Raw genomic sequence first — 25108 nt, forward strand, 5'->3', positions numbered from 1 at the left:
TTTTGAGATTTACGGTTAGAGATTTGAGACTGGAGATATGAGACTGGAGATTTGAGATATGAGACTGGAGCTTTGACATCCTATCTCACATCTTGTGTCTAGCTTCTCATATCTCAAGTCAAGCTTCTCGCCTCTCATTACATATTTCTTCTATACTGCCCGCCAACTTCGTATAACGCATGGCTAATTTGGCCGAGCGAACAAACCTTGCAAACTTCCATTAATTGCTTAAAAATGTTTTCTCCTTCAACGGCAACCTTTTGAAGTTGCTTTAGCGCCTCTGCCGATTGATCGGCGTTGCGCTCCTGAAATTTTGTTAAAGTTGCTATTTGATATTGCTTTTCATCTTCAGTAGCCCTTATTACTTCTCCGGGCACAATGGTTGGCGACCCTTTTTTGTTCAGAAAAGTGTTTACCCCCACAATTGGGTATTCGCCCGAGTGTTTCAAGGTTTCGTAATATAAGCTTTCTTCCTGAATCTTACCACGTTGATACATGGTTTCCATAGCGCCTAAAACGCCGCCACGATCGTTAATTCGCTTAAATTCATCTAAAACTGCTTGCTCAACCAAATCGGTTAGTTCCTCAATTATAAAGGCGCCCTGCAATGGGTTTTCATTTTTTGCCAAGCCAAGTTCCCTATTTATAATCAGCTGTATGGCCATTGCCCGCCGTACCGATTCCTCGGTTGGCGTAGTAATGGCTTCATCGTAAGCATTGGTATGCAGCGAGTTGCAATTATCGTAAATGGCATAAAGCGCCTGCAAGGTCGTTCTGATATCGTTGAAGTCGATTTCTTGAGCATGTAACGAGCGACCGGAGGTTTGAATATGGTATTTCAATTTTTGCGATCTCTCGTTTCCTTTGTATTTGTTTTTAATTGCCTTGGCCCAAATGCGTCTCGCTACCCGACCAATTACCGCATATTCGGGATCTATCCCATTCGAGAAAAAGAAGGAAAGGTTTGGTGCAAAATCATCGATATGCATGCCCCGGCTTAAATAATACTCAACAAAAGTGAAACCGTTGCTTAGCGTGAAAGCGAGTTGGGAGATAGGATTAGCGCCCGCTTCGGCAATGTGGTAACCCGAAATAGAAACGGAATAAAAGTTACGTACTTTTTCGTCGATGAAGTATTTCTGGATATCACCCATCATGCGCAAGGCAAACTCCGTAGAGAAGATGCAGGTGTTTTGTGCCTGATCCTCTTTTAAAATGTCAGCTTGAACAGTTCCACGCACGGCACTTATGGCTTTTGCTTTTATTTCTGTATAAACTTCGGCTGGTAAAACCTGATCGCCAGTAACGCCCAGAAGCATTAAGCCCAATCCGTTGTTGCCTTCGGGCAAAGCACCGCTATATGTCGGCCTTTCGATATTTTTTGCCTTATAAATGGCATCAATTTTTGCGTTAACCTCGTTTTCGAGCTTATTTTCGATAATATATTTTTCACATTGTTGATCGATGGCTGCATTCATAAAAAAGCCTAAGAGCATAGGAGCAGGGCCGTTTATCGTCATCGATACCGAGGTTGAAGGCGCACAAAGATCGAAACCTGAATACAGTTTCTTAGCGTCATCTAACGTTGCAATACTAACGCCCGAATTTCCAATCTTGCCGTAAATATCTGGACGAATGTGCGGATCTTCGCCGTATAATGTCACCGAATCGAAAGCCGTAGATAAGCGGTGCGCAGGTTGGCCGAGTGATACATAATGGAAGCGCTTGTTGGTTCTTTCTGGGCCGCCCTCGCCCGCAAACATGCGGGTTGGGTCTTCGCCCTCGCGTTTTAAGGGAAAAACGCCAGCAGCATATGGAAATTCGCCGGGCAAGTTTTCGGTTAAGAGCCAACGCAAAATATCTCCCCAATCTTCGTAACGCGGTAGGGCGACCTTTGGAATATTCAGTTTTGATAAGGATTCGTAAAACAGCGGTTGTTTTATTTCCTTATCACGCACCTTGTAAATGAAGAATTCTTCCTTGTAGGCGCGTTTGGTTTCGGGCCATTGCCGAATTAACCGTTTGCAATTGCCATCCAGTTGTTCTTCGAAAAACTCAAAGTTTGCGGTCAGACTTTTTAACACCCCGTCCTGCGGACCACTTGCGATAGATGGAGAGGAATTTTTATCGTCCAGTAAATCGATTACGCCTTGTAGCTGATACATTTTACGGGCTAGGCCTACTTGTTTTTCAACCCATTCGCTGTAGTGTTGGCTAGCTTCGGCAATTTCAGATAAATACCTGGTTCTATCGGGTGGAATGATATAAATCTTTTCAGATTGATCGCGAGTCAGTTCCATTTTCGCCTCAAAATCAATCCCGGTTTTCTGCTTTATCTGCTGCATTAACGCAACAAACAAATTGTTCATACCCGGGTCGTTAAATTGTGACGCCATAGTTCCATAAACAGGAATCTCCTCGTCTTTGGCGTCAAAAATATTGTGGTTGCGCTTATACTGTTTCCTAACGTCACGCAAGGCATCTAAAGCGCCTCGTTTATCAAACTTGTTAATGGCTACCAAGTCGGCAAAATCGAGCATATCAATCTTTTCGAGCTGGGTGGCTGCTCCGAATTCTGGCGTCATTACGTAGAGCGAAACATCGCAATGTTCGGTTATTTCGGTATCGGATTGACCGATGCCCGAGGTTTCGACAATGATTAAATCGTAGCCCGCTGCCTTGCAAATGTCGATACTTTCCTGAACGTTTTTAGATAAAGCTAAATTTGCCTGTCTGGTGGCCAGCGAGCGCATGTACACCCGTGGATTGTTAATGGCATTCATGCGAATGCGATCGCCCAGCAGTGCACCTCCGGTTTTCCGCTTTGATGGGTCGACAGAAATAATAGCCAAAGTTTTATCCTTTACTTCTACCAAAAACCGGCGCACCAGTTCATCAACTAACGATGATTTGCCCGCCCCGCCTGTACCCGTAATGCCTAAAACGGGAGCTTTTCCCAGTTCGCTTAAAGGGGAGGAACCGATTGTTTCATAAAAATTATCGGCGTTGTTTTCGGCAAATGAGATCAGCCTGGCGATATTTTTATCTTCGTTAGTTGAAAGCTGAACAACCTCCGTTTTTTCAATGTTGCTTACGGTAACGAAGTCAGTTTTGATGAGCATATCGTTGATCATGCCTTGCAAACCCATCTTACGGCCATCATCGGGCGAATATATTTTGGAAATACCATAAGCCTCTAATTCTTCGATTTCTGTAGGAAGAATTACACCGCCACCGCCAGCAAATATCTTGATGTGGTTTGCACCTTTTTCTTGCAGCAGATCGTACATGTATTTAAAGTACTCGATATGGCCGCCCTGGTAAGAAGTCATGGCAATGCCTTGAACATCTTCTTGAATGGCGCAATTAACCACTTCTTCTACGGAGCGGTTGTGGCCAAGATGAATGACCTCTGCGCCTGATGATTGAAGTATGCGGCGCATGATATTGATGGTAGCATCGTGCCCATCGAAAAGTGAGGCGGCGGTTACAAAACGGATTTTATTTTTTGGCTTATATATCTCTACTTGTTGCATGCTATGGATTTAAGGCTTAATTAAATTTTAAGCTTGTTCCCAATATTTGGTTCAACAAAGGTAGTGAATAAGGTGGAAAGGGTGGAAGGTAGAAAGCTGAAAGACTAAAGCTGAAAGACCAAAGCTTAAAGGCCAAAGCTGAAAGACTAAAGGTAAAAGACCAAAGCTGTGCCAAAGGCATCCCTTTGGGAAAAGACTTGGATGCTCGTAAATGGTAAAAAAAGCTGAGGGCTTTAGGTATAGGAGGTAAACCTGCCACCTTAAAGCCCTCTACTTTCAACCTTACTTATTTGTTATTTCGGTTATGGGCTCGCCAACGGTTCCGTTAGGCGTTTGAATATGCAATAATGCCGCTAAGGTTGGTGCAATATCCGTCATGTAGTGCATCTTGTTCGTAGCGCCGGATTTAATTCCCCAACCCATAAAAACGAGTGGAATGTGCGAATCGTAAGGATTCCAGTTTCCGTGTGTGGTACCGGTACTGCTGCCATTAAACCAGTTTGGTTGCAAAACGTAGTAGATATCGCCACTTCTACGGGCATTGTATCCATTGGTAATCATCTTTTTTTGGATTTCCTGGAGCGTGGCCTGAGAAATTTTCGAGATATCGACAGCATTTTGGAAACCTTCGAGTCTTTTTAAAAACTCAACGGATGCCGACTTGATTTCGTCGAAGCTCACCTTTCCGTTATCGGTTTTATCGTGATCGAAGATAATCTGATTATTCATCGATTTTAAAACTACATTATTAACCTTAAATTTATCGTTGAGGTAAGCATTTAATTTTCTGGCAATTTCCCGATCGCTTACCACGCCTGCCAAAAGCTTGTTCTCTTTCATAAATCCGGGCACATGGGCTGCTCCGTGGTCGGCGGTTAAGAAAATGGTGTAATTTCCTTTGCCAACCTGTTTATCTAAATAGTTAAAAAATTCCTCAAAATCTTTGTCCAAACGCAGATAAGTGTCTTCGGCCTCAATTGAATTCGGCCCGTAACCGTGACCTACATAATCAGTTGCAGAGCAGCTAACAGCCAGGAAATCGGTAATGTTGTCTTTACCTAAATCTTCTGATAAAATGGCCAGCTTAGCTAAATCGAGGGTGATGGTATTGCCAAAAGGAGTGCCGCGAATGGCATCAAAGTTTTTATCGATGTTTTGCGTGAGTTGATGAGGAAAAGTGCTTGTTTTGCCCTCGTAGGCTTTTTCATCGCTGGTACTGTTTACGTAAGTGTTAATCGGGTATAACGTTTCCCAGTTTTTTGCGTAAAATTTGTTAGCCAGTTTCATTTTATTGTAATCGGCTATCCAGGTGGGTACTGCTTTCATGTAGTATGTACTGGTAATCCAGTTCCCGGTGCTGCCCTGATACCAGTAAGCGGCGTTTGCGGCATGGCCGGCGGGAAGAATAGAACCTCTATCTTTCAGCGAGATTCCGATTACTTTACCCTTAAAATTTGTAGCCAACCTTAGCTCATCGGTAATTGTTGTTGTAAGCATGTTTTTTGGCGACATGTTGCCTTCGGTTGAAGGCGTACTTCCAACGGTAGAAACGGTTGAATCTTCGGTACAATACACGTTTTTCTTAGTTTCGGGATCGTACCAATCGTTACCAATTATACCATGAACTGCTGGTACCGAACCCGTGTAAATGCAGGTATGACCACAAGCGGTGTAGGTTGGGGTATAGGGAATAAAAGTGTTTTCGACAGAGAAACCCTCATTTACCAATCTCTTGAAGCCTCCGTTGCTGTAACGATTATAGTAGCGGTACAAGTAATCCCAACGCATTTGATCGACAACTAAACCAACTACCAGTTTCGGGCGGGCAACTTCGGCGGGAAAAGTTTTTGCGTTTATTGCTGAAGCTTTTTTGGTTTGTGCCTCTGCAAAGGATGCAGAAAGGAGGGAAAGGGAAAAGAGTAAATAGGATATTTTCTTCATTCTGTTTTTGTTAAATGGCTAAAGTAACAACTTTTAGGTAAAGTTATTTTGAAGTTTGTGTAAAGATTTAGAAACCTGTTGGTTTATAGGTTCAATGGTCATTAGTCATCGGATGAATACTTGACGTGGCTGCTATATCCATCCGATGACTAAATTTCAGGTTTATTGATATTGTCATTAGTCATTTGTTCATTGGCTTCTTGTATCCGCCCTTCGACTCCGCTCAGGGTGACAACGTTCTTGTCGTATCGTTAACTAGATTACGTTGGGAGGAGTTTCAATCGAAGAACCAGAGATTAATCACACGCTACCTCGTCGTAGCGTCTCGCCACGATGACATATGCATTATTTGTATTGAAGAGTAACATAAATAATTGAATAAGCATAGGCGAGACGCCTGCCCCAGATTAGTTCATTGTTTAATTGGTGAGCGACGTTTTTATTATGCTTTCATCCGATCTATCTGATCGAGGCAAGAAGAATTGTTCACCGAACAATCGACAGCGCTTTCCCCGGCTCTTATTTTTTTTATTAGCAATTAACCAATTTCAACAATTAACGACTTTATCTATGAAGCCGCTTTTCTCTTAAATACTGCAAGAGTTCTTTTGGCCGATCGGTTTGTATTATTGTTGCTCCATGAGCGATTAACCAGCCCCAAGCTTCATCGGGCTTATTTTCTTCAACGGCTTTGTCATCATCATGGCCGCCGTTGTGCTCGGGCCAAAGTGCATTTAACCAAAGGTGATGCCCATCAGCTTTAACCGTAGGCACCCACTTTACAAACGCGATTGTATCAGATTTAAAGGTAGGGTGCATGATGGCATTCTTTCTATCGATGTAGGTTTGGCTCAGTTGCCTTGCCTTGCTTACATCTGTTGGGAAACCAAGGATGTTGAGCATTAAATCGCTATCAAGATGTTTTAGCTGCAACGATTGTAAACTATCAAGCGTTATTGCTGGAACATTATAAATGATTTGACTTTTCATGTCACGCTTGTTTACCAACTCCATTGCCTGGTCGAAATATTCGAACCCTTTGTCGATGCATAATATCGCTCTGGCTTTTGCCGAAATAAGATATTCCTCCAATGTTGGAATGGTATGGTTAGTGGGGTGGCCGGTAGCGTTGGTAAGTTTGAATTGCTTTAATTGAGCTAAGGTATATTCTTCGGGCTTTCCTTTTCCTGTTGTTGTTCTGTCGATGGTTTTATCGTGCATAATGATCAAAGCACCGTCCTTGGTTCTTTTTAAATCACATTCTATAATGTCAAACCCTTTTTGAATGCCAAATTCTAAGCTTTGTAAGGAATTTTCTGGGGCATTTCTCCAATCACCACGATGTGCCGATATAAGGATATTTCCATTTTCTGGATGTTTTAGCTGAAGCTTTACCCAGTTAAGGTGCTCGGCTATTGCCGTTTGCGACAGTTGCGGTGCTGTAGCCAGTTTCTGAACGCTACAACCCGTACTTAAACAAATTATCGCAAAAAGTGCAAAAGCTTTTAAAAGGTGTGATATTTTCATAATTAATGATGTTATAAAATCTTGGTTTAAGAGCAACATTTTTTTGGCTACCGAAGCCATAAATTACCTGCCTGTAAGTAGTTTTTGATATGGATAGGGACATCTGTTTGTATAATAGACACTTTGTTGTTTATCAAATTATCAACTATTAAATCTTTACCAGATAGAGGCGGCGCAATACTACTGTTTACATAAGCATTAGCAAAAAACCTGATGCCTGAGGTAAAAGGGTTGGAAGTATAATTGGCATTTAAAGTCTTTTCAGCCAAATGCCATAGTTTGGCTTTTGGATTCATGTTATTGGCATTATTCCAATCGGTATCATTGCCCGCCCCGAGTAAAACAATTACATCACTATCCAAATCCAGCAGGCCTTTTGCAACAGCCGGTGTTTCAGTATAAAAAAACACCATATTTACCATGTTTAAAGCTGCTACTTCATTGTAAATCCTATTGTAATAATTTAAAGTATTATCCCATGATGCATCTATATCTACATACACTTTTCCTTTAGCAGCAATAAGGCATTCTTTAAGTGTTGGTATTTCATAATTGGTAGGCGTTCCATTAAACAATAGTTTTAATTGTTTCAATTCGTTTAATGTCTTTTGTGCTATGGTATGGTTTCCGGTTGTTGTTCGTGCTGTTGTAGCATCATGCATAATAACCAGTTCATTATCCAAACTAAGGCGTGTATCAATTTCAACAATATTTACCTGATTTTCAATGGCCGCCTGAATGCCTCCTAAAGAATTCTCAGGAAAGTTCTCGTGATCAGTACGGTGAGCACAAATCATAGCTTTAGGATAAAGTAGGGCAATCTTTTCCTTTATCCCAATCAAATTGCCATAGTCGGGTTGTGCAGTGTTCTTTATTAAAATACGTTTAGAAGCCGTTGCTGTATTTCCTGTTTTATCTTTAACGGTTAACGAAACAAGATAACTGCCCGCTTTGGAAAAAGTATGAGCGCTATTTTTTGATTGTTCTATAGGTGTTCCGTCAGCAAAATCCCACAACTGGGTAACAATATCATCATCTGCATCGGTTGAAATATCAGTAAAACTAACTTGCTTGCCTGTTATGGATTGAGGTTCGCTAATCATAAACGCCGCCACAGGTAATGCGCCAGAGGTATAATTGTTATTAATTGATTTTTCCTTGCTGCAACTTGTGTTTAATAGATAGGGAAAAGAAGCCGCTATCAATAAAATATTTTTCAATTTCATCGCCTTTGTTTTAATAAGTTTATACTTAAATTGTTAATCGCAAAGCGTTTGTCTAAGCATCTGCTGATGCAGGAAGCATCCCTATTATACTACAAGCACAAAATTTCCCCATTCATCGGGATGGCAATCCCCTTGTGCTAAAACCAAATTGGAGATTGCCACAAATATTACCGATGAATTTTGATAGCTATTAGAATAATGCACAACAAAATAGCTTCTTTGGAGCAAGGACTAACAAGGGGAATGACAACCATTCATACTTGGTGCTATTAGGCAGTTTGCAATTCAATTCATTGCCGTTGACTGAAATCAACGGCGTATGATGGAGAAGCATACCTGTGTATTTTTGGCCAAATATATCAGCACCTTAATATCCAGTGTTTTGCGTATAACCTGCCAAATCTCGTTCTGTTTGCGGTATGGGGTAGAGCAATAAGTAACTGCGCCCGCCCAAAGTGCTAAATAAATCAGTTCTGTTTGTCCGTTTTACATCGTACCACCATTGTCCTTCGCCATAAAATTCTCGTCTTCTTTCATTTAAAATCAGGTTTTGAAATGCTGCAGGGCTTAGCGCTGCAACGGCTGCTTGCCTTGGCGGATTGCTGTATCTGTTTGCAAAATATGGATTCAATGTGGCTGCGGCTGCACCAATAGAAGAATTTGGCGATAATGATTGTGATTCTGCCAGTATCAGTAGCACATCTGAATATCTTGAAATAACAATTGGTGTTGAAATGGCACTTGCCGTGGCTACCAATTGCTGCCCTGTTTTGCCATTTGGAAATTTGGTGAGCCTTGTGTTATTTGAAATGAAAACAGCAGTTTTTCTTTTGTCATTTGCCCTAATAACAGCGCCATTAGTATTATCGGCGTACAAATTTGTAAATAATGCTGGGTCGGGGCTGAAATCCCAAGTGGCATCAACATCATTTACATCTTGATAAAAAAGATGCTGATTGTTTATTGTATTATTAGCAAGTGCAAATATGAGTTCTTTGCTGGTAGATGCTGATACAAACATAGCGGCATAGCCATTTGCATCTGTTGCTTGTGCAAACTTTCCCGTAACAATTACTTTATTGGCATAAGTGATGGCGTCATCATAATTCTTTTGTGCCAAGTATACTTTCGCTAATAAGGCTTGTACCGCAGGTTGAGAAACATAATAACTATTGGTATAGGTAGCGACTAAGGGTTCGGCAGTTGTAAGGTCGGTAATGATTTGTTTCCACACATCTGCAGCAGGCGAGCGTTGAACTTTTTCAAATGTGCTTTTTGTCAAGATCGGAACATCTCCCCAACGGATAACCAAATTATAATATAACAAAGCCCTGAAATAAAGTGCTTCTCCTTTATACGAAACCTCAGTCGGGGTGGCGGCAGCACCGAGGTTATCAATGGTTTCAATAAACGAGTTCACTTTGTCTAAATTAGTATAAATAGAACGCCACATTCCACCTATATCTGTAGATTCTGGAGACATATTGATTGGATCTATTAAGCTAAAACCCGGACCTGATACAAAGTTTTCTCCTCTTTTATCAAAATCAAACCAAAACGAGAAGACAGCGTCTTCCATTTTGTTATAAATACCGTTGCGAAGCAAGGCAATATCCTTATCAGAAAGGTTTTCTAGCGGAATGGCATCTTTTGGGGATAAAGAATCTAGCTTTTTCGAGCAAGATACACAGCATATCATTGCTATAGCCATGAGAATGAGTTTGTTTATGTTGAATTTATATTGCATGATAATCGTCGTTATTTAATAGTTAAAATTTAATGTTAACGCCTAGCGAAAAAGTTCTTAATGTAGGCTGTAAACCGAAGTCGACGCCATAGTTTGGATCACCTGGGCTACCTGCAAAAGAAGCTTCAGGATCGTAGCCGGAGTAATTGGTAAAGGTTAACAAATTATCAACTGTAGCATAAACACGCAATGAGCTAATGAATTTTGTCCGTTCGATAAGTTTTTCAGAAAGGCTATAACCCAACGTAATTGTTTTGAATTTTAGATAAGAACCATCTTGTAAATACCGTGTAGATGCTAAAGAATTATAGCCGTTTCTGTAACCTGTAAATACACCTGCTCTTACAGGACGAGGTACTGTGTTACTGGTGCCTGGTCCGTGCCAATAGTTGTTGGCATAATATTGACTGACATTAAAATACTGCTCTGCCCTGGTTGTTCTGGCCTCGTCTATATAAACCCTGCTTGGCGACATCGCCGGATTGTCTGTTCCTTCTACGCCATTTATGCCTTGCCACGAGGCAATTACTTTTCCTCCGTAAGAAAATTGTCCAAAAATGCCTAAATCGAAACCCTTGTAAGAAACCGTGGTGTTAAAACCGCCATAAAAATCGGGAACGGTTTTACCTACATATTTTCTATCAATGTCACTAATGTCGCCATCGCCGTTAATATCTTCATACTGTACATCGCCAGCTCTTACGCCCTTTGCAAAAAGTGGCGCCGGCACATCTGCATCATTTTGATAGAGGCCCAGCATATTGTATAAATAATAAGAGGAGATGGATTTACCGTTTATTAATGCATGCAGTGAGCCGCCAAATAAGTTACTGCCACTCCCTGGCACAATGTACATATCACTGTTACTATAAAGAGAAAGTAATTTGTTTTGTACAAACGAAATATTAGCTCCCGCATCCCATTTTACTTCTCCTTGAAGTATTTTGCCATTAAGCGCCAACTCAAATCCGTTATTTGATAGTGTGCCTATGTTTGCAGCAATTGAGGTATACCCAGATGTAGAATAGATAGGAAGGTTATAAAGTAGGTTTTTCGTTTTTTGATAAAAGTAATCCATTGTTAAACTTAATCTTCCTTTAAAAAACTCGGCGTCAATACCTGCATCATACTGTGTGGCTTTCTCCCATGTAAGGTGCTGTGCTCGCTGCGTTAACACGAGACCTGACGAGCCATTGTAGCTGTTTCCTGCGCCTACTAACGATTTGGAGGCATAATTGCCAATACCATCAATACTACCTGTTGTACCTACACTTAGTCTTACTTTTAAATCAGTTAGGACATCTTGTTTTGGAAAAAAATCTTCTTTAGTTGCTCGCCATGCAATGGAGGCAGAGGGAAAATTTCCGTAGCGGGCATCTTTAGAGAATTTTGAAGAACCATCTCTCCTAAAACTGGCATTTAACAGATATTTGCCATCATAATCTAACGTTAACCTACCCAAATATGATTCGAGATTATATGAACTGTAACCTACACCTGTTGCATAAATATTTGTTCCAGAGGTTATCAAGTCAAAACTTGAAGAAGGGAATGCGTTATTCGCATAATTATCACTGTAAGCCCCTAAGTTGCTAAAGTTTCTGTACCAATATTCATGACCAATTAATGCCGTGTATTTCAACTTGCCTATATTATTATCATAACTCATTATGTTATTGATAACAAACCTTAAATTTTCATTTCTACGTTGTTCTATAGCGCCCCAGCCAGCAGAGGTTGCCCTTGCAACCATATTTTCGGTTAACTTTTTCTTTTCATCTGATAAGATGGCGTAGGTGTTTATTGATGATGTATATTTAAATCCTTCAAATGGGGTGATGTCTACACTAAAATTGCCAATTCCTTGGTAGTCTTTCCGAGTCCAGGTTTCTTCATTTTGGAGCATTACAGGGTTGTGGCGTAAAATTTGGGTGCCATTCACTTTATAATCGCCCGAAGAATTATAGGCAGAATACCAAGGTTGTTCTTCTCTGGCCGTACGTAATATCTTAAGACTTGTACTGGTTTCTTCTAATAAGCTTTGCGGTGTATATGTGGCTGCAATATTGCCATTAAATTTAATGTACTTATTTATTTTGTGCGTCAAGTTCATTCTTAAGCTATACTGTTCAAGTGCGCTTTTTTTCAGGTAACCCTCTTGCTTAAAATAACCCAATGAGGTAAAAAATGTGGTTTTATCATTACCTCCAGATAGGTTGATGTTATGCTGTGCCGTTGCCGACCGCTCTCTTGCAATAGCTTTTACCCAGTTAAATTCTTCAATGTTTGCTGGTATATATAATGATAAGTTATTGCCAGTTTGCGCATTGTAATTGGCCAATGCAGCCTGCATTGTTTTGGTGTATTCTGCGGAATTTGCCATTACAATATCATTACTTACCGTGCCCCAGCCGAATTGCGAGTTGTAATTAATAACGGTTTTTCCTGCTTTACCGCTTTTTGTTTTAATAATGATCACGCCACTATTTGCCCTTGAGCCGTAAATAGCTGCTGCAGAAGCATCTTTTAAAACGTCCATAGATTCTATATCGTTAGGATTTAGATTTGGTAAGTTATCAGTTGGCATACCATCCACTACATACAAAGGAGAGTCCCCGCCGCTTATTGAGCTGACCCCACGAATCATTATACTAGGGTTGGAACCAGGAGTACCTGATGTTGATGAGATATTAACACCTGTTGCCCTACCTTGTAACATTTTAACAGGATCGTAATTAGCGCCCTTGTCAATTTTATCGGGCTTAATACTTGCAATTGCACTCGTAATATTGCCTTTGCGTTGGCTGGCATAACCTACAATCACGACATCATTTAAGGAAGATGCCTCAGGACTTAACTGAATAAACAAAGTAGCTTGTTCGCCAGCTTTAAGCTGATAATTTTCAATCGTTTTTGTGGTGTAGCCGATAAAGGAAGCACTAATGTTGTAGGGTACACCCGCCAATAGGTCTTTGATTTGAAATTTACCCTCGGCATTAACCATTATTCCCTTTTTTTCATTGGTTTTTGTGTTGAGCAAAAGAACAGATGCGCCAACTAAAGGCTGCCCTGTTTCGTCTTTTACAATTCCTGTTATCTCGGAGTTTTGAGCCCAGGCAGGTGTCGTAACTGAAAGTATCAGCAGACAAAAGAATAGGTGTTTGGTAATTTTTCTAAGCATAATTTAGTTGGTTTTTGGGCAATAGCATTCCACCTCCCAAATTTTGAGGTAAGTGCATTTGCAATATTTGGTTGTTTGTTATTTTTCGATAAAATAGCCCTTGGCTGTTCTGGTTTGTTTTAGCTGGTTTAAGCTGGTTATTTCTTTTAGTATATGGTGTACGGGTTGTTTTGTGTCAATATCGCCAGTAAATGAAATCTTCTCAATATCTTTAACACTATAAGTAATACTGATATTGTAGTGTTGTTCCAGTTGCTCGAAAACAGTAGCCAATGGCACCTGCGTAAACTTTAATTCGGCAAGCATTTCCTTTTTAGGCATAATTACTTTTGCTTCATGTTTAGCTACGTTATAAATCAGCTCGTTTCCGGGTAATAGTATTTTGCTAAACGATTGATTGCTAGTTGAATCGATGCTTTTTACCCTAACTTTTCCGGTGTGGAGTACAACGTCGACAAACTTACCTTGCTTTATTGCAGTGATGGTGAAAGAAGTACCTAATGCGGTTGTCGAAACCCCATTGGCATATACAATAAATGGATGTTCTTTATCTTTGGCGACTTGAAAAAAGCTTTTTCCCTTCAGAAAAACTTCTCTATTTGCATTTACAAATGGCACGGCGTATCGCAATTCTCCACCTGGGTAAATTTTTATCACTGATTGATCGGGCAGTGTTATCAACTGGGTTTTCTCTGTATAATTCACTACTGATTTCCAATTAAATGAAACTGGTTCTTTTACAGTGTTAGTTGCATTCCTGATCATGTTATCGGGTTTGCTTTGGCTGAATATTATTATTCCAATGGTTATTATAACGGCAATTAGCGCTGCGGCTGCCGAAATTTGGAGCCATTTTATTTTTGGCTTTTTTGCAAAGGTTTCAGCTTTTATCCGCTTAAACATGGCTGTACTTTTTTCGGCCGGCAATGGTGCATCCGTAATTTTGTCCCAATCCTCCTTAATAACCAAATGTTCTGGAAACTCCTCAATCTCTTTTAAATAACGGTTTACCAAAAGCCTTTCTTCTGGTGTGCACTTATTTTCGAAATACCGGTTTAAGAGTTCTTCAGAAACATTCATATATAGTAGTACGATTGAAACGGGATAAAACCCGTAATGAGGAAAAAATATTTTTTTAATTATTTCATCAGTTCGATGAAAAGTAAGAGCGCAGGTAAGTTGGCGTAGCCGCTAAGCTGTTTTAAAGCCAGGGCAATATGCTTTTCTACGGTTCGGGGGGATATAGAGAGCTTTTCGGCAATTTCTTTGTAAGAGTAACCATGAAGACGATTGAGTAGAAAGACCTGCTTTCTGGTTGGCGGTAGGCAGCCCAAGATCACGTCGAGCTGTTGTTCGGAATCAAATAGGGGTGATGGGTCAACTGATGGTGCTGAAATTTGATCGCAGTAAATTTTTAGATTGCGAGCATCATTGGCAAGTTTTTTAAAGTAATCCAACAAAGTTGTTTTGGCAATCTTAAAAAGTTGAGTGTCTAACGGGAAATCATCGGCAAGGGTGTGTTTAAAACGCCACAGCTTAATAAATGCCATTTGAGTAAGCTCTTCGGCCTGATCTTCAGATTTGGTTTTGGAAAAAAAATAGGCATAGAGCTTCCGATGATATAGCTTAAAAACCATTTCAAAGGATGCATGATCTCCCTTTCTTATATTTTGGATATAGTTCGGCACTAATTGAACAAGAATATTTGGTTATGTCGGTTTGATGTAAGTAACGATAAATGTAGCATTAATTTTTACAATAGCTAAATTATTTACCCTTACAATAAGCCCCGACACGCATAGTAGCGCAAAAGGCGTCATTGCAGATTTACATCGTGAGACCCTTTCAAAAGACGTTTTTGCAAAACCGCTTGATACAATTTCAAAGGGCTTTTCTCAATCCTCATCAATACAGTTGCAGTTTACAGACTTACCGTTACGCTTAAATCGCTTCTGCCACAACAAAAGTGCTGCCCCCAATAAAAACAAGGTCGTTTTTGCCAGCCGTTGATATAGCAATGGCCTTGGCCTCGGCTACGGTTGTATAGCTTCTGCCCCGTAAGTGGTAATCTGCAGCTTGTTGTTTTAGCTCGTCAGCACTTAAGGCCCGTTCTAAGTCTGGCTTGCAAAAATAGTAAGTAGCATTTTTGGGCATCATAGAAAGTACTTTCGAAATGTCCTTATCTTTCACCATTCCAAAAACGATATGTAGTTTCTCGAAGTTGGTTTGATTGATGTTTTTAATTACCTCGGCAATGCCGGCCTCGTTATGGCCTGTGTCGCAAATTACCAATGGGTTCTTGCTCAATGTTTGCCAGCGCCCTTGTAAACCGGTTAGCTTTTTAACTTGTTTCAAGCCTGCGAAAATGCTGCTTTCAGAAATTTTAAATGATGTCGTTTCGTTGAGTTTCGTCAGCGCCTCTAAAACGGTTAAAATGTTTTTGTGTTGATAGACGCCGGTTAAATCGCAAACGAGATTACTGAATTTAAGTGTCTCATTTTCGAAAACCGACAACGAAAGCTTTGCACGTTTCAGCTTAAAATCTTTTGCAGAAAAGATCTCGTCTGCGAAGAAGATGGGTGCAGCAACTTCTTTTGCTTTGCGGATGAATACGCCTGCAGATTTTTCCTGCGTTTCGCCGATAATAACGGGCGTGTTTGGTTTAATGATTCCTGCTTTTTCTCCCGCTATTTCCTCAATGGTGTCGCCAAGCATGTTCATGTGGTCCATGCTGATGTTGGTAATTACCGAAAGTTCTGGCTGTATAATATTAGTCGAGTCTAACCGACCGCCCAAACCGACTTCGATCACGGCAATATCTACTTGATGCCTTGCGAAGTGATCAAAAGCCATTGCAACGGTTACCTCAAAAAACGACGGTTCGACCTTTTCTATGAGCTTTTTTTGTTTTTTTACGAATGATACTACTTCGCTTTTTGCGATCATTTTTCCGTTAATCCGTATCCGCTCACGAAAGTCTTTTAAATGTGGCGAAGTGTACAACCCCGTTTTATAACCTTGTGCCTGCAGCACTGCCGCCAACATGTGCGATGTGGAGCCTTTTCCATTGGTGCCGGCTACATGGATGCTTTTGAATTGCTGTTGCGGGTTTCCTAACGCCTCGCAGAAAATGATCGTATTGGTTAAATCTTTTTTAAAGGCAGAAGCACCGATACGCGTAAACATTGGGAGTTTACTGTATAAAAAATCGAGTGTTTCGGGGTAATTCATCGTGCAAATATACGGTAAGACGGGGCAATAGGAAAGGTATATGACGATTGATTGTTGATATTTAAATAGAATTTCTTTAGTGTTTCCTTTGATGTCAGCTTCATTCTTTGTACCGGTCGGTGAGAGACCGACCTATAAGGCAATAGTTAGGGAACAGATTTCTCCCTAAGCTGTGCCAAATTAAATTTTGCTTTTATAACCTCTCCCTATCAGCGTTTGGGTTAAAAGCAATGCCTTTGCTTTCCCTTCCGACTTCTTCGGAAGGGATGTACAGACAGCGCAACCCCACCGCCATTAAAAGGGAGAGGTTTAGGGCGTCAAATTTAATACTGCGCTTAAACTTTCATTTTGCTTTTTGAGAAAGCCCCTTTTCTTTTCAGATGTCAGCTTCACTAGTGGATTCCGGTCGGTGAGACACCAACTGATAGGGTCGATCCTAAATTCGTTTGCGCCTAATTTAGTGTGTTGTTTTCTTCTTCAAGTATTTTATTAAGTTCATTGGCTAGTTGTTTTTTATCGGGCAAGTAAAGCTGATATTTGCTTACAAAAAGTTGATTGCTAATATTTTCTGTAGCGTATTCTATTAAAACTTGATCTTTATACGCTCCTAAAACTATTCCGATTGGTTCATTATCGCCTTCTGTGTTTTCCTCTTTTCGAAAGTAATTTAGATACAAATTCATTTGACCAATATCTTGATGTGCTACTTCACCGCGTTTTAAATCAATGAGAACAAAGCACTTCAAAATTCGGTGATAAAACACTAAATCTACGTAAAAGTGCTTGCCACTTAACGAGATTCTGTATTGTCTTTTCATAAATGTAAAGCCTTTTCCCAGTTCCAGCAGAAAACTCTGTAAATTTGAAATAAGTTTCTCTTCTAGTTCACTTTCAAGGTATTGGTGACCTTCGGGAATGTTGAGAAACTCTAATACATATGGATCTTTTAGAATGTCTTTAGCTTGTTGAATCTCCTGCCCTTGCTGAGAAAGTTCAACAATGCCCTGTTTATCTTTACTCAGCGCCAAACGGTGAAAAAGCATACTTTTCATTTGGCGTTTAAGTTCGCGAACACTCCAATTTTCTTTTTCACATTGTTTAAGGTAGAAGTTGATCTCAAGATCTTCATCTGATTTTAAAATTTCAAAGTAGTGGCTCCATGTTAAAACGTTAGACAGTGTCTCACTTTTTGGAAATGAAATATATAATTTTCTCATGTATAACAAATTGGATCTGCTAAATCCTTTTCCATAAAGCTGTGTTAAATCTTTTGAAAGCTTTTCGAAAAGAAAGGTTCCGTAGGCGGCCTTTTCTTTACCGTTTTGTTCGAATTCGACAATATACCTGCCAATAAGCCAATAGGTTTGCACCAGAATGGTGTTGACGGTTCTGGCCGCCTGCTCTCTACCTTTTTGTAACAAGCCTCCTATCTCTTCTATCAGACAATTGTATTTTAAATCCATAATTACCAGCTATACAACAAATATACAAAAATGGATTATCGGGTTACGGATCAAAAAAACAGATAAAGTTATTCTCTTGATGTCAGCTTCACTTTGGTTTCCGGTCGGTGAGAGACCGACCTATAAGGCAATAGTTAGGGAACAGATTTCTCCCTAAGCTGGGCCAAATTAAATTTTGCTTTTATAACCTCTCCCTATCAGCGTTTGGGTTAAAAGCAATGCCTTTGCTTTCCCTTCCGACTTCTTCGGAAGGGATGTACAGACAGCGCAAAAACCACCGCCATTAAAAGGGAGAGGTTTAGGGCGTCAAATTTAATACTGCGCTTAGACTTTCATTTTGCTTTTTGAGAAAGCCTCTTTTCTTTCATTGATGTCAGCTTCACTCTAGGTTTCCGGTCGTCGAGACACCAACTGACAGGGCAAATATTGATTAATTCACCTTAAAGTTGAACACTACTACGCCAGTTTGGTTATCGCCGCCAACATCCGACCGATTCAAAGAAGAATTAAGCACGGCCTGAATACATTTATTTACAAGCGCTGTATTGGTAATGGTCGAACCTTTTAGCTCTTGGTTTGCCCGTGTAATATCACCGTTTTTATTAAAAAAGATCCTGATGGCAATTTTTCCTCTTTCCTGTCCATCATCCTTCGGAATTACCAGATTCGAAAATCTTCTTAATTCAATTGGTTTGTTTCCAAAGCCCGAACCGCCCTCACCGTAATTTGGCGCTAATGGATCGCCATTTATCGAGCCCTGGTTACCCGCAGTGCTTCCTGTACCATCGCCGCCGCCCTGCCCAGTGCTCTTTTTGCCTTTGTAAAGTGCATTTTGATTAATTACTGGTTTTGCTGGTTTATCTTCGGTTACTGTTGTTGGCGTTTTGGCCGTAGCTTTTGTAGGTTTGGTGTTTATGGCAATCGCTTCTTCAGTGTTTTGTGTCTGTATGTCCTTATCGCTATTTTCACTCGATGTTGTTGGCGTTACCTTTTCCTCGGGTGTTACCTTATCGGGTGCTTTTCCGTTTGCATTTGGGTCGGCAGATGGCTCTTCAATGCTGGTATAATCGTCGCCCATACCTTCGGCCGCTGTTCCATAATTCACAACCATACCGCCCATACCAAGTTCTTCAGGCGGTTGGAACGAGCCAATCACGATAAAAAAGCTTATCAAAAGCAGAAACCCCATTATCCCGCTCGCTATTGCTATCGCTTTGGGGTAATTGTTCTCTTCTTGATGTATGTTTTGCGTATTGTAATTCATTATTTTTTCGGTTCAACTGCAACAACAAGTTTCAATTTTAATTTGTTTGCGATATCATTTACCACAAATCCATCCTGATAAGTCACATTGCGAGAAACATACAGCAAGATAGTCATATCTGGTGCAGTTTGTTGATATGCCGCCAAAGTAGGCTCTAGTTGCTCTATAGTTACCGGTTTTTTATCAACGAAATATTTTAAGTTTTCGTCTATCGTAACAGTAACTGCTTTTTTTGCAGTAGATTGTTGTCCGCTCGAAGATTGAGGCAGTAACAGTTTTACAACGGTTGGGTTCACTACCGCCGATGCCAACAGGAAGAACAACATTAAGAAAAACATAATATCGTTCAGCGCATCTGTATTTACATGTACGTTTCCTTTTGTTCTTTTGCGTAAATTCATTAGCTACCTGGTTCTTCTAGTAAATCAATAAAATCAATTGCATCAGTTTCCATTTTCAGAATGATTTTCTCTACCATGGCATTTAAGATGTGGTACAACACATAGGCAATAATACCGATAATTAATCCAGTTGCCGAGGTAATCATTTTGGTGTACAAACCACCAGAAATGGTTCCGATTTCGATAGCCCCTTTAATGGATACCTGATGGAAAATGGTAATTACCCCAACAATGGTACCCACGAAACCCAACATTGGCGCAATACCTGCAACAATACCCAAAATGCTAATGTTCTTTTCTAGTTTCGCAACTTCGAGTTTGCCCACGTTTTCGATAGCGCCTTCAATTTCTTTAATCGGGCGACCAATACGCTTTAAACCTTTTTGAAGCATACGAGAAAGGGGAGAACCGTTATTTCTTAATAGCGACATGGCGCCATCGAGATTGCCCGATTGTATGTACGACCTAATCTGACCCATAATATTGGTTTCATCTTTGGTAGCTTTTTTAATGGTGATATACCGCTCTATAAAAATAACTAGGGCTAAGAGGGCCAGAAAAGCAAGGGGCAACATTACCCAACCGCCTTTAAATAGCAGGTCGATAAAACGAAGTTCCTGGGCTGGCTGCGATAGCGTAGGGTTTACCGCATTGGCAGTGTCTTGAAGCGCTTGCGTGGTGTCTTGAATTAATAAAGTTATCATTTTAAGGTTGTGTGTTGTTTGTTAATTGTTTTACGTAAAATCCTTGTCCTTTTAATTTCTTCTGCAGAATATCTTTTTGCTTTTCTGCCTCTTCCTTTGTGCTAAAGTTGGCAATACTTACCTTTTTGCGGGTACCTTCAATTTTAACAATTTTTGCATCGTAGCCCTCTTTTTTCATTTTGGCGATGTAGCGTTGCGCTGCGGCTTCGGTTTGAAACGAAATAGCAATAACATGAAAAACTGTTGAAGGTGGTGCGGGCACGGCGCTTTTTGTTACCGTATCGGGGCTGCTGGCAACCTGATTTGCCTTTAAAATACTATCGGTTTTTGCAATGGAATCTTGTCTGGCCTTTGCCGTATCAACAACAGTTTTTGGCGAATCTACAACCGCTACGGCAGTGGTTTCAGTTTTAGGCTGTTGATTAAACAAATCGGGTTTCAAGAAGTAAACAACTGCCCCAATTACGGCAAGCAAAATGATAACGGCGATTACTTTTGGCCATATCGGTTTGCTTTCCTCCGCTAGTGGCTCATCAATCATAGGGTCGTGGCCAAAACGATTGGGATGTTCTGCATGTTGCTCCTTAATAAACTCTGGCGCTTCTATGATCGGCTCAGCAGCAGATTTATCTTCCTCTAAGTTGATATATTTTTTAGGTTCAGCCGTTGTGTGAGAAGTTATATCACGATTAATTTCGTTCGCCAGCGTTTCCGATTCTGGTGCATGCCCAAAACGTTTCGGATGCTCTTCGTGCTGCTCTTTAATAAATTCGGGAGCCTCTGTAACGGGTTCTGTAGGATTGTTTGTTGTAGTAACCGATTCTTCATTTGCACCGTCGCTTTCCGGGGTCTCAATATTGTGTCCGTGATCTAGCTCCGATTCAGGTGTATGGCCGAAGCGGTTTGGATGCTCCTCATGTTGTTCTTTGATAAAATCTGGCGCAGGAATGATTTCTTCCTCAACGTTTTCAGTTTTATCGGCGGGAGTTTCCGATTCTGGCCTGTGCCCAAAACGGTTGGGGTGTTCTTCGTGTTGCTCTTTAATAAATTCCGGGGCAGGAACAACATCGTCCTCGCCAGCATCAGTTCGACTTAAGGTATTTTTCAAATCGTCGCGAACCTCATCCAATTCAATATTCTCGATAATGGGAGGTTCCATATTGCCCTCTACATTTGGCGGTGCAACAGGTGCCTCGGCAATCTCCTCAAAAACGTCTTCGTTATCGTCTTCTGCCGCGTTATCCGCGTCGTCACTTACCGTTTCCTGCAACGATGGCAAGCCGTAAAACTCCGAACCGTAACTTATATTTTCTATTGGTTCGAAACTTAAACCTGCATGCTCAGTAAAAAAGAGCCTTCCAAAATTGGGTAGCTCAGCCTCATGTTCAACTTCGAGCTTCTGCTTTATTTCGTCGGTAAACTGGGCAATATAGTAATTAGCGCTCTCGATCGAGATATTTCTTTTTGTTGAAATAAAATTCGGTAGCACCTCCTCTTCCTTCAACTCCGAAGTAAACTGCAGCACGTAGCTGGGGGGTAAAAAAGATTGTGTTTCCTTATCGTATCTGCCTGGCGATTTCTTCTTGTAAAAAGTTCCCAAGTCGGTAATACCAACTTCTTTGCGTTGTTGCAAGAGTTCCAAAAGATATGATATGATGTCCATTCCGGTAAAATTAAGCGTTTTAAATTTATAAATTACATTCTACCTTTAAATAGTCGACAAGGGCATGTCTAAATGTTTTGCCTAAAAAAAGAGACCAATATGAGGACAATTTCAATGTTTTTATCATACAAAAGTTCACAGTTAATAGGATCCGTATCCCCGTACGCTAAAAGATAACGGTTACAAAGATAGAAATGGTATGCTAGTAACCAAATGGCTTTGCAGATATAATGCGTTAATTGCAACCGTATCACCGGTGTTGAGCAAAATTGATACGCGAATTGCTCAGAAATTGAAGAAGTCGTCTTTTCGAGCGTAGCCGAGAAATCTTTACCTCGTCTTAGCGTCTCCAATGCTATTAAGTTAAGGATAAAACGAAAAAATATTGTCATCTGAGCATTTCGACTGGAGTTTATCTTGAGCGTAGACGAAAGGCTCAATACAGGTTTAGTCGAAGGACAGATATTTTTCGTTTTATCCTATAGAAAGGGTCTTCAACTGAGTTTATCTTGAGCGAAGTCGAAAGGCTCAATACAGGTTTAGTCGAAGGACAGATATTTTTCGTTTTATCCTATAGAAAGGGTCTTCAACTGAGTTTATCTTGAGCGAAGTCGAAAGGCTCAGATCCGATAGCTATCGGATGACAGTTGCTGAGCTTAACTTAATAGCATTGGTAGCGTCTCGCTACGACAATAAGAACATTTTTGAGGTAGGCACAAGCGAGACGCTTGCGCCAGCGGAGGGACGCTTGCGCTAGCCTATCTTTATTTAAATTAATTATAAATAATGTTGCGATTTAAAATGTTGGCATCTATATTTGCAGAAAAAAATCCTCGTCTTTTTAAAGATGAGCGGTTGATGCCCTAAATAAATTATGATAACAACAACTTTTTTGCTGCTGCTAATGGCTTTCGAAATCTGCTACCTTACCTCCAAGCAGTACAAGCAAACCAATCCTCCGGCTTACGTAGCAACATTAGTTTCTAATAAAAACCAATTTCGTATCGGGGCTTTGTTTTTGCTCTTTGTTGCAACGGCAATGCTCGTTGTAAACTTAGGTTGGGCCAGCGGCATTGCTACACTCATATTTGGGCTAATGGCTGCGGGTAGCCTCATTGTAAGCCTGCAACCGTTTCGTTATTTCCGTGTAGCAACAATTGCTGCAGTCTACTTCGCTATTTTATTACTCGAAATCTTCATTTAAATTATGCCGGCAAACAAAAAACACCTCACTAAGTCACCATGGCTTCGACTTGTAAAAATTTTAACGGGAACTATTGGTGGATACACTGTAATGCTCACTTTTCACCTGTTGTTGAGCAAGTTGTTCTTACCGCAAAATATTGTAGTTACCTCTTTTATAACCGGATATATACTTTGGGCGGTGTTATTGTTAATGAGTTTTTTGGCCAAAAATGTTTGGAAAGTGCTGGGGATGTACGTCGCATTAACGGTATTGTTTTCAGGTGTTTGTTTTATCGTTTAAGAGAAAGTAACAATGGACAATAGAAAATACAACGTTTACTTTCACACCCACACCATAAGCGGAATCATTATCTGCGCTTTATTATATGTGATCTTTTTTGCAGGGTCTTTTTCCTTTTTTAAGGAAGACATTAGCGCATGGCAGAAAAACACCTCGTACGTAGAAGGTCGCAAAACGGTAACGAGAGATTTTGATCACTTAATCGATTCACTTGGACGCGAAAATAACTTAAAAGGCCGCGATTTTGATTTCTTTATTCAACGGCATGATCTGGGTGCCTATGTAACCATGACGGGTTCGAACGATACCACGTTAAAGAAGAAAGTTAAACCCAAAGCCATGGCCGAAGGCAAAAAACGCCGCGGTAGGGGAAGGGGCGGTGACGATGATTCGAAGTTTTTTAATTACGATTTCGCTCAACAAAAAGCTGGCGATTATGCCGAAAACTATGATATGGGCGAATTTTTATATCGTTTGCACTTCCTCGCTCAGCTAAATGCGGTTCCCATTCATCTTGGCGCACCTTTCGGTTATTTATTAGCGGGCGTAGTTTCGTTTCTGTTCTTATTTGCCCTTATTACAGGCTTAATGTTGCATTGGGAAAAGATTTTTTCAAACTTTTTCACCTTCAGGCCTTGGGCTAAATGGAAAACCCTTTGGACTGATCTCCATACCGCGCTCGGCGTAATAGGGTTTCCTTTTCAGCTGATATTTGCCGTTACGGGGATCGTGCTGATTGCAAATGTGTTTTTAATTGCGCCATTTACCAAATATGTATACAAGGGCAACAGTTCTGCCCTGTTTCAGGATCTGGAATATAGCGACACAACCAAATATGTGTACAGTTACCAGCCAATTGCAACTTCATTTAGGGTAAACGACTTAATGGCCAAGGTGGAGAAAAAATGGGCGCATAGTAGAATAAGTGCGGTTCAGATTAAGAATTACGGCGATGCGAACATGCACGTCATCCTAACCGCTAAGCCTTATGCCGACGAAAGCTTTTCGGGTACAGGTAAAATGGTTTATCGGGTACGCGATCAAAAGATATTGAAAGAGGTTTCGCCAGTTAAAAATTCGACCTATGTAGACAAGGTCCGAAGTTTTATTTACCATTTACATTTTGGCGATTTCGGCGGAAAACCCGTGCGTGTAATATTTTTTGTGCTCGGAATAATGGGCTGTTTAATCATCATCTCCGGAATCCTGATTTGGCTTGTGGCCAGAGATAAAAATAAGGTACCCAAGAAAAAACGTGTATTTAATTTCTGGACTGCCAACATCTTTATGGCAGCGTGTTTGAGTATGCTTCCCGTTACGGCGTTTACAATGATCAGCCTGTTATTTATTTCAAAACCCAATCAATCAGATATTTATCACCTCTATTTTTATTCGTGGTTAATTTTATCGGTTTACTTCATCGCACGGAGAAACCTGGCCATTATTAATCACCAAACGCTTTTGCTTTCGAGCCTGTTATGTTTCTTGCTGCCCTTAATAGACGGAATAAAGCGCAATAACTGGCTGTGGACTACTTTTAGCCAGGGCCGTTATGATATCTTGTTTATTGATCTCTTGTTTTTAATATTATCGATCATATCTGTGCTGGTACTGTTTAAGATGAAACAACATGCAAAAGCGAAGGAAGTGCGGGCGATAGGTTAGCGATGTATTTGCACACAGTGTAACAATTCTGGTTTTGTTTGAAAAAATTGTTGCGTGGTAAAACGATTGACTT

The 25108-nt window shown here is 40.5% G+C and carries 17 protein-coding genes; 3 read left to right on the top strand and 14 right to left on the bottom strand.

The window, feature by feature from the left end; translation table 11 throughout:
• Nucleotides 1-137: 137 nt before the first annotated feature.
• The 14 genes from IZT61_RS20035 to IZT61_RS20100 form a co-directional block, all read right to left on the bottom strand.
• Complete coding sequence (locus IZT61_RS20035; protein WP_196098771.1) at nucleotides 138-3536, bottom strand: methylmalonyl-CoA mutase family protein; 3399 nt, start codon at nucleotides 3534-3536, stop codon at nucleotides 138-140.
• A 282-nt stretch (nucleotides 3537-3818) separates the two neighbouring features.
• Nucleotides 3819-5477 carry an alkaline phosphatase PafA gene (gene pafA / locus IZT61_RS20040; RefSeq protein WP_196098772.1) on the bottom strand — a complete coding sequence of 553 codons (1659 nt, stop codon included), beginning with the start codon at nucleotides 5475-5477 and terminating at the stop codon, nucleotides 3819-3821.
• 564 nt (nucleotides 5478-6041) lie between these two features.
• Complete coding sequence (locus tag IZT61_RS20045; RefSeq protein ID WP_196098773.1) at nucleotides 6042-7004, bottom strand: glycerophosphodiester phosphodiesterase family protein; 963 nt, start codon at nucleotides 7002-7004, stop codon at nucleotides 6042-6044.
• A gap of 47 nt (nucleotides 7005-7051) precedes the next feature.
• Nucleotides 7052-8224 carry a glycerophosphodiester phosphodiesterase family protein gene (locus IZT61_RS20050; RefSeq protein WP_196098774.1) on the bottom strand — a complete coding sequence of 391 codons (1173 nt, stop codon included), beginning with the start codon at nucleotides 8222-8224 and terminating at the stop codon, nucleotides 7052-7054.
• Nucleotides 8225-8597: 373 nt separating this feature from the next.
• Nucleotides 8598-9941, bottom strand: a complete 1344-nt coding sequence (locus tag IZT61_RS20055) for a RagB/SusD family nutrient uptake outer membrane protein (RefSeq protein WP_196098775.1) — start codon at nucleotides 9939-9941, stop codon at nucleotides 8598-8600.
• Between the two features lie 58 nt (nucleotides 9942-9999).
• Nucleotides 10000-13158, bottom strand: coding sequence for a SusC/RagA family TonB-linked outer membrane protein (locus IZT61_RS20060; RefSeq protein ID WP_196098776.1), 3159 nt, complete (start codon nucleotides 13156-13158; stop codon nucleotides 10000-10002).
• 78 nt (nucleotides 13159-13236) lie between these two features.
• Nucleotides 13237-14238 (bottom strand): FecR family protein, encoded by a 1002-nt coding sequence (locus tag IZT61_RS20065; RefSeq protein WP_196098777.1) that lies wholly within the window; start codon nucleotides 14236-14238, stop codon nucleotides 13237-13239.
• A 59-nt stretch (nucleotides 14239-14297) separates the two neighbouring features.
• Nucleotides 14298-14846, bottom strand: a complete 549-nt coding sequence (locus tag IZT61_RS20070) for an RNA polymerase sigma factor (RefSeq protein ID WP_196098778.1) — start codon at nucleotides 14844-14846, stop codon at nucleotides 14298-14300.
• Between the two features lie 253 nt (nucleotides 14847-15099).
• Nucleotides 15100-16389: a bifunctional folylpolyglutamate synthase/dihydrofolate synthase gene (locus tag IZT61_RS20075; RefSeq protein ID WP_196098779.1), complete on the bottom strand. Its 1290-nt coding sequence runs from the start codon at nucleotides 16387-16389 to the stop codon at nucleotides 15100-15102.
• Nucleotides 16390-16841: 452 nt separating this feature from the next.
• Nucleotides 16842-17852: a PDDEXK nuclease domain-containing protein gene (locus IZT61_RS20080; RefSeq protein ID WP_196098780.1), complete on the bottom strand. Its 1011-nt coding sequence runs from the start codon at nucleotides 17850-17852 to the stop codon at nucleotides 16842-16844.
• Between the two features lie 430 nt (nucleotides 17853-18282).
• A complete protein-coding gene (locus tag IZT61_RS20085) occupies nucleotides 18283-19116 on the bottom strand; it encodes an energy transducer TonB (RefSeq protein WP_196098781.1) in 834 nt (277 codons plus the stop codon).
• Nucleotides 19116-19517, bottom strand: a complete 402-nt coding sequence (locus IZT61_RS20090) for an ExbD/TolR family protein (protein ID WP_196098782.1) — start codon at nucleotides 19515-19517, stop codon at nucleotides 19116-19118. The genes IZT61_RS20085 and IZT61_RS20090 overlap by 1 nt, the downstream gene beginning before the upstream one ends.
• Nucleotides 19517-20221, bottom strand: coding sequence for a MotA/TolQ/ExbB proton channel family protein (locus IZT61_RS20095; RefSeq protein WP_196098783.1), 705 nt, complete (start codon nucleotides 20219-20221; stop codon nucleotides 19517-19519). The genes IZT61_RS20090 and IZT61_RS20095 overlap by 1 nt, the downstream gene beginning before the upstream one ends.
• Before the next feature lies 1 nt (nucleotide 20222).
• Complete coding sequence (locus IZT61_RS20100; RefSeq protein WP_196098784.1) at nucleotides 20223-21884, bottom strand: SPOR domain-containing protein; 1662 nt, start codon at nucleotides 21882-21884, stop codon at nucleotides 20223-20225.
• An 874-nt stretch (nucleotides 21885-22758) separates the two neighbouring features.
• Between IZT61_RS20100 and IZT61_RS20105 the strand changes: the two genes are divergently transcribed.
• From IZT61_RS20105 to IZT61_RS20115, 3 genes are read left to right on the top strand one after another with little or no spacing between them, the layout of a single operon-like run.
• Entirely contained in the window at nucleotides 22759-23088 is a 330-nt protein-coding gene (locus tag IZT61_RS20105) for a hypothetical protein (RefSeq protein ID WP_196098785.1), read from the top strand.
• Between the two features lie 3 nt (nucleotides 23089-23091).
• Nucleotides 23092-23370 (top strand): hypothetical protein, encoded by a 279-nt coding sequence (locus tag IZT61_RS20110; protein WP_196098786.1) that lies wholly within the window; start codon nucleotides 23092-23094, stop codon nucleotides 23368-23370.
• Nucleotides 23371-23382: 12 nt separating this feature from the next.
• Nucleotides 23383-25035 (top strand): PepSY-associated TM helix domain-containing protein, encoded by a 1653-nt coding sequence (locus IZT61_RS20115; RefSeq protein ID WP_196098787.1) that lies wholly within the window; start codon nucleotides 23383-23385, stop codon nucleotides 25033-25035.
• The last annotated feature ends 73 nt before the right edge of the window (nucleotides 25036-25108 follow it).

The organism is Pedobacter endophyticus, from assembly GCF_015679185.1.
Taxonomy (GTDB): domain Bacteria; phylum Bacteroidota; class Bacteroidia; order Sphingobacteriales; family Sphingobacteriaceae; genus Pedobacter; species Pedobacter endophyticus.

Coding starts and splice junctions, on each gene's coding strand:
- IZT61_RS20065 (WP_196098777.1), bottom strand. CDS start 14,238: ATGAATGTTTCTGAAGAACTCTTAAACCGGTATTTCGAAAATAAGTGC.
- IZT61_RS20115 (WP_196098787.1), top strand. CDS start 23,383: ATGGACAATAGAAAATACAACGTTTACTTTCACACCCACACCATAAGC.
- IZT61_RS20055 (WP_196098775.1), bottom strand. CDS start 9,941: ATGGCTATAGCAATGATATGCTGTGTATCTTGCTCGAAAAAGCTAGAT.
- IZT61_RS20035 (WP_196098771.1), bottom strand. CDS start 3,536: ATGCAACAAGTAGAGATATATAAGCCAAAAAATAAAATCCGTTTTGTA.
- IZT61_RS20095 (WP_196098783.1), bottom strand. CDS start 20,221: ATGATAACTTTATTAATTCAAGACACCACGCAAGCGCTTCAAGACACT.
- pafA (WP_196098772.1), bottom strand. CDS start 5,477: ATGAAGAAAATATCCTATTTACTCTTTTCCCTTTCCCTCCTTTCTGCA.
- IZT61_RS20075 (WP_196098779.1), bottom strand. CDS start 16,389: ATGAATTACCCCGAAACACTCGATTTTTTATACAGTAAACTCCCAATG.
- IZT61_RS20085 (WP_196098781.1), bottom strand. CDS start 19,116: ATGAATTACAATACGCAAAACATACATCAAGAAGAGAACAATTACCCC.
- IZT61_RS20090 (WP_196098782.1), bottom strand. CDS start 19,517: ATGAATTTACGCAAAAGAACAAAAGGAAACGTACATGTAAATACAGAT.
- IZT61_RS20110 (WP_196098786.1), top strand. CDS start 23,092: ATGCCGGCAAACAAAAAACACCTCACTAAGTCACCATGGCTTCGACTT.
- IZT61_RS20060 (WP_196098776.1), bottom strand. CDS start 13,158: ATGCTTAGAAAAATTACCAAACACCTATTCTTTTGTCTGCTGATACTT.
- IZT61_RS20045 (WP_196098773.1), bottom strand. CDS start 7,004: ATGAAAATATCACACCTTTTAAAAGCTTTTGCACTTTTTGCGATAATT.
- IZT61_RS20080 (WP_196098780.1), bottom strand. CDS start 17,852: ATGGATTTAAAATACAATTGTCTGATAGAAGAGATAGGAGGCTTGTTA.
- IZT61_RS20100 (WP_196098784.1), bottom strand. CDS start 21,884: ATGGACATCATATCATATCTTTTGGAACTCTTGCAACAACGCAAAGAA.
- IZT61_RS20105 (WP_196098785.1), top strand. CDS start 22,759: ATGATAACAACAACTTTTTTGCTGCTGCTAATGGCTTTCGAAATCTGC.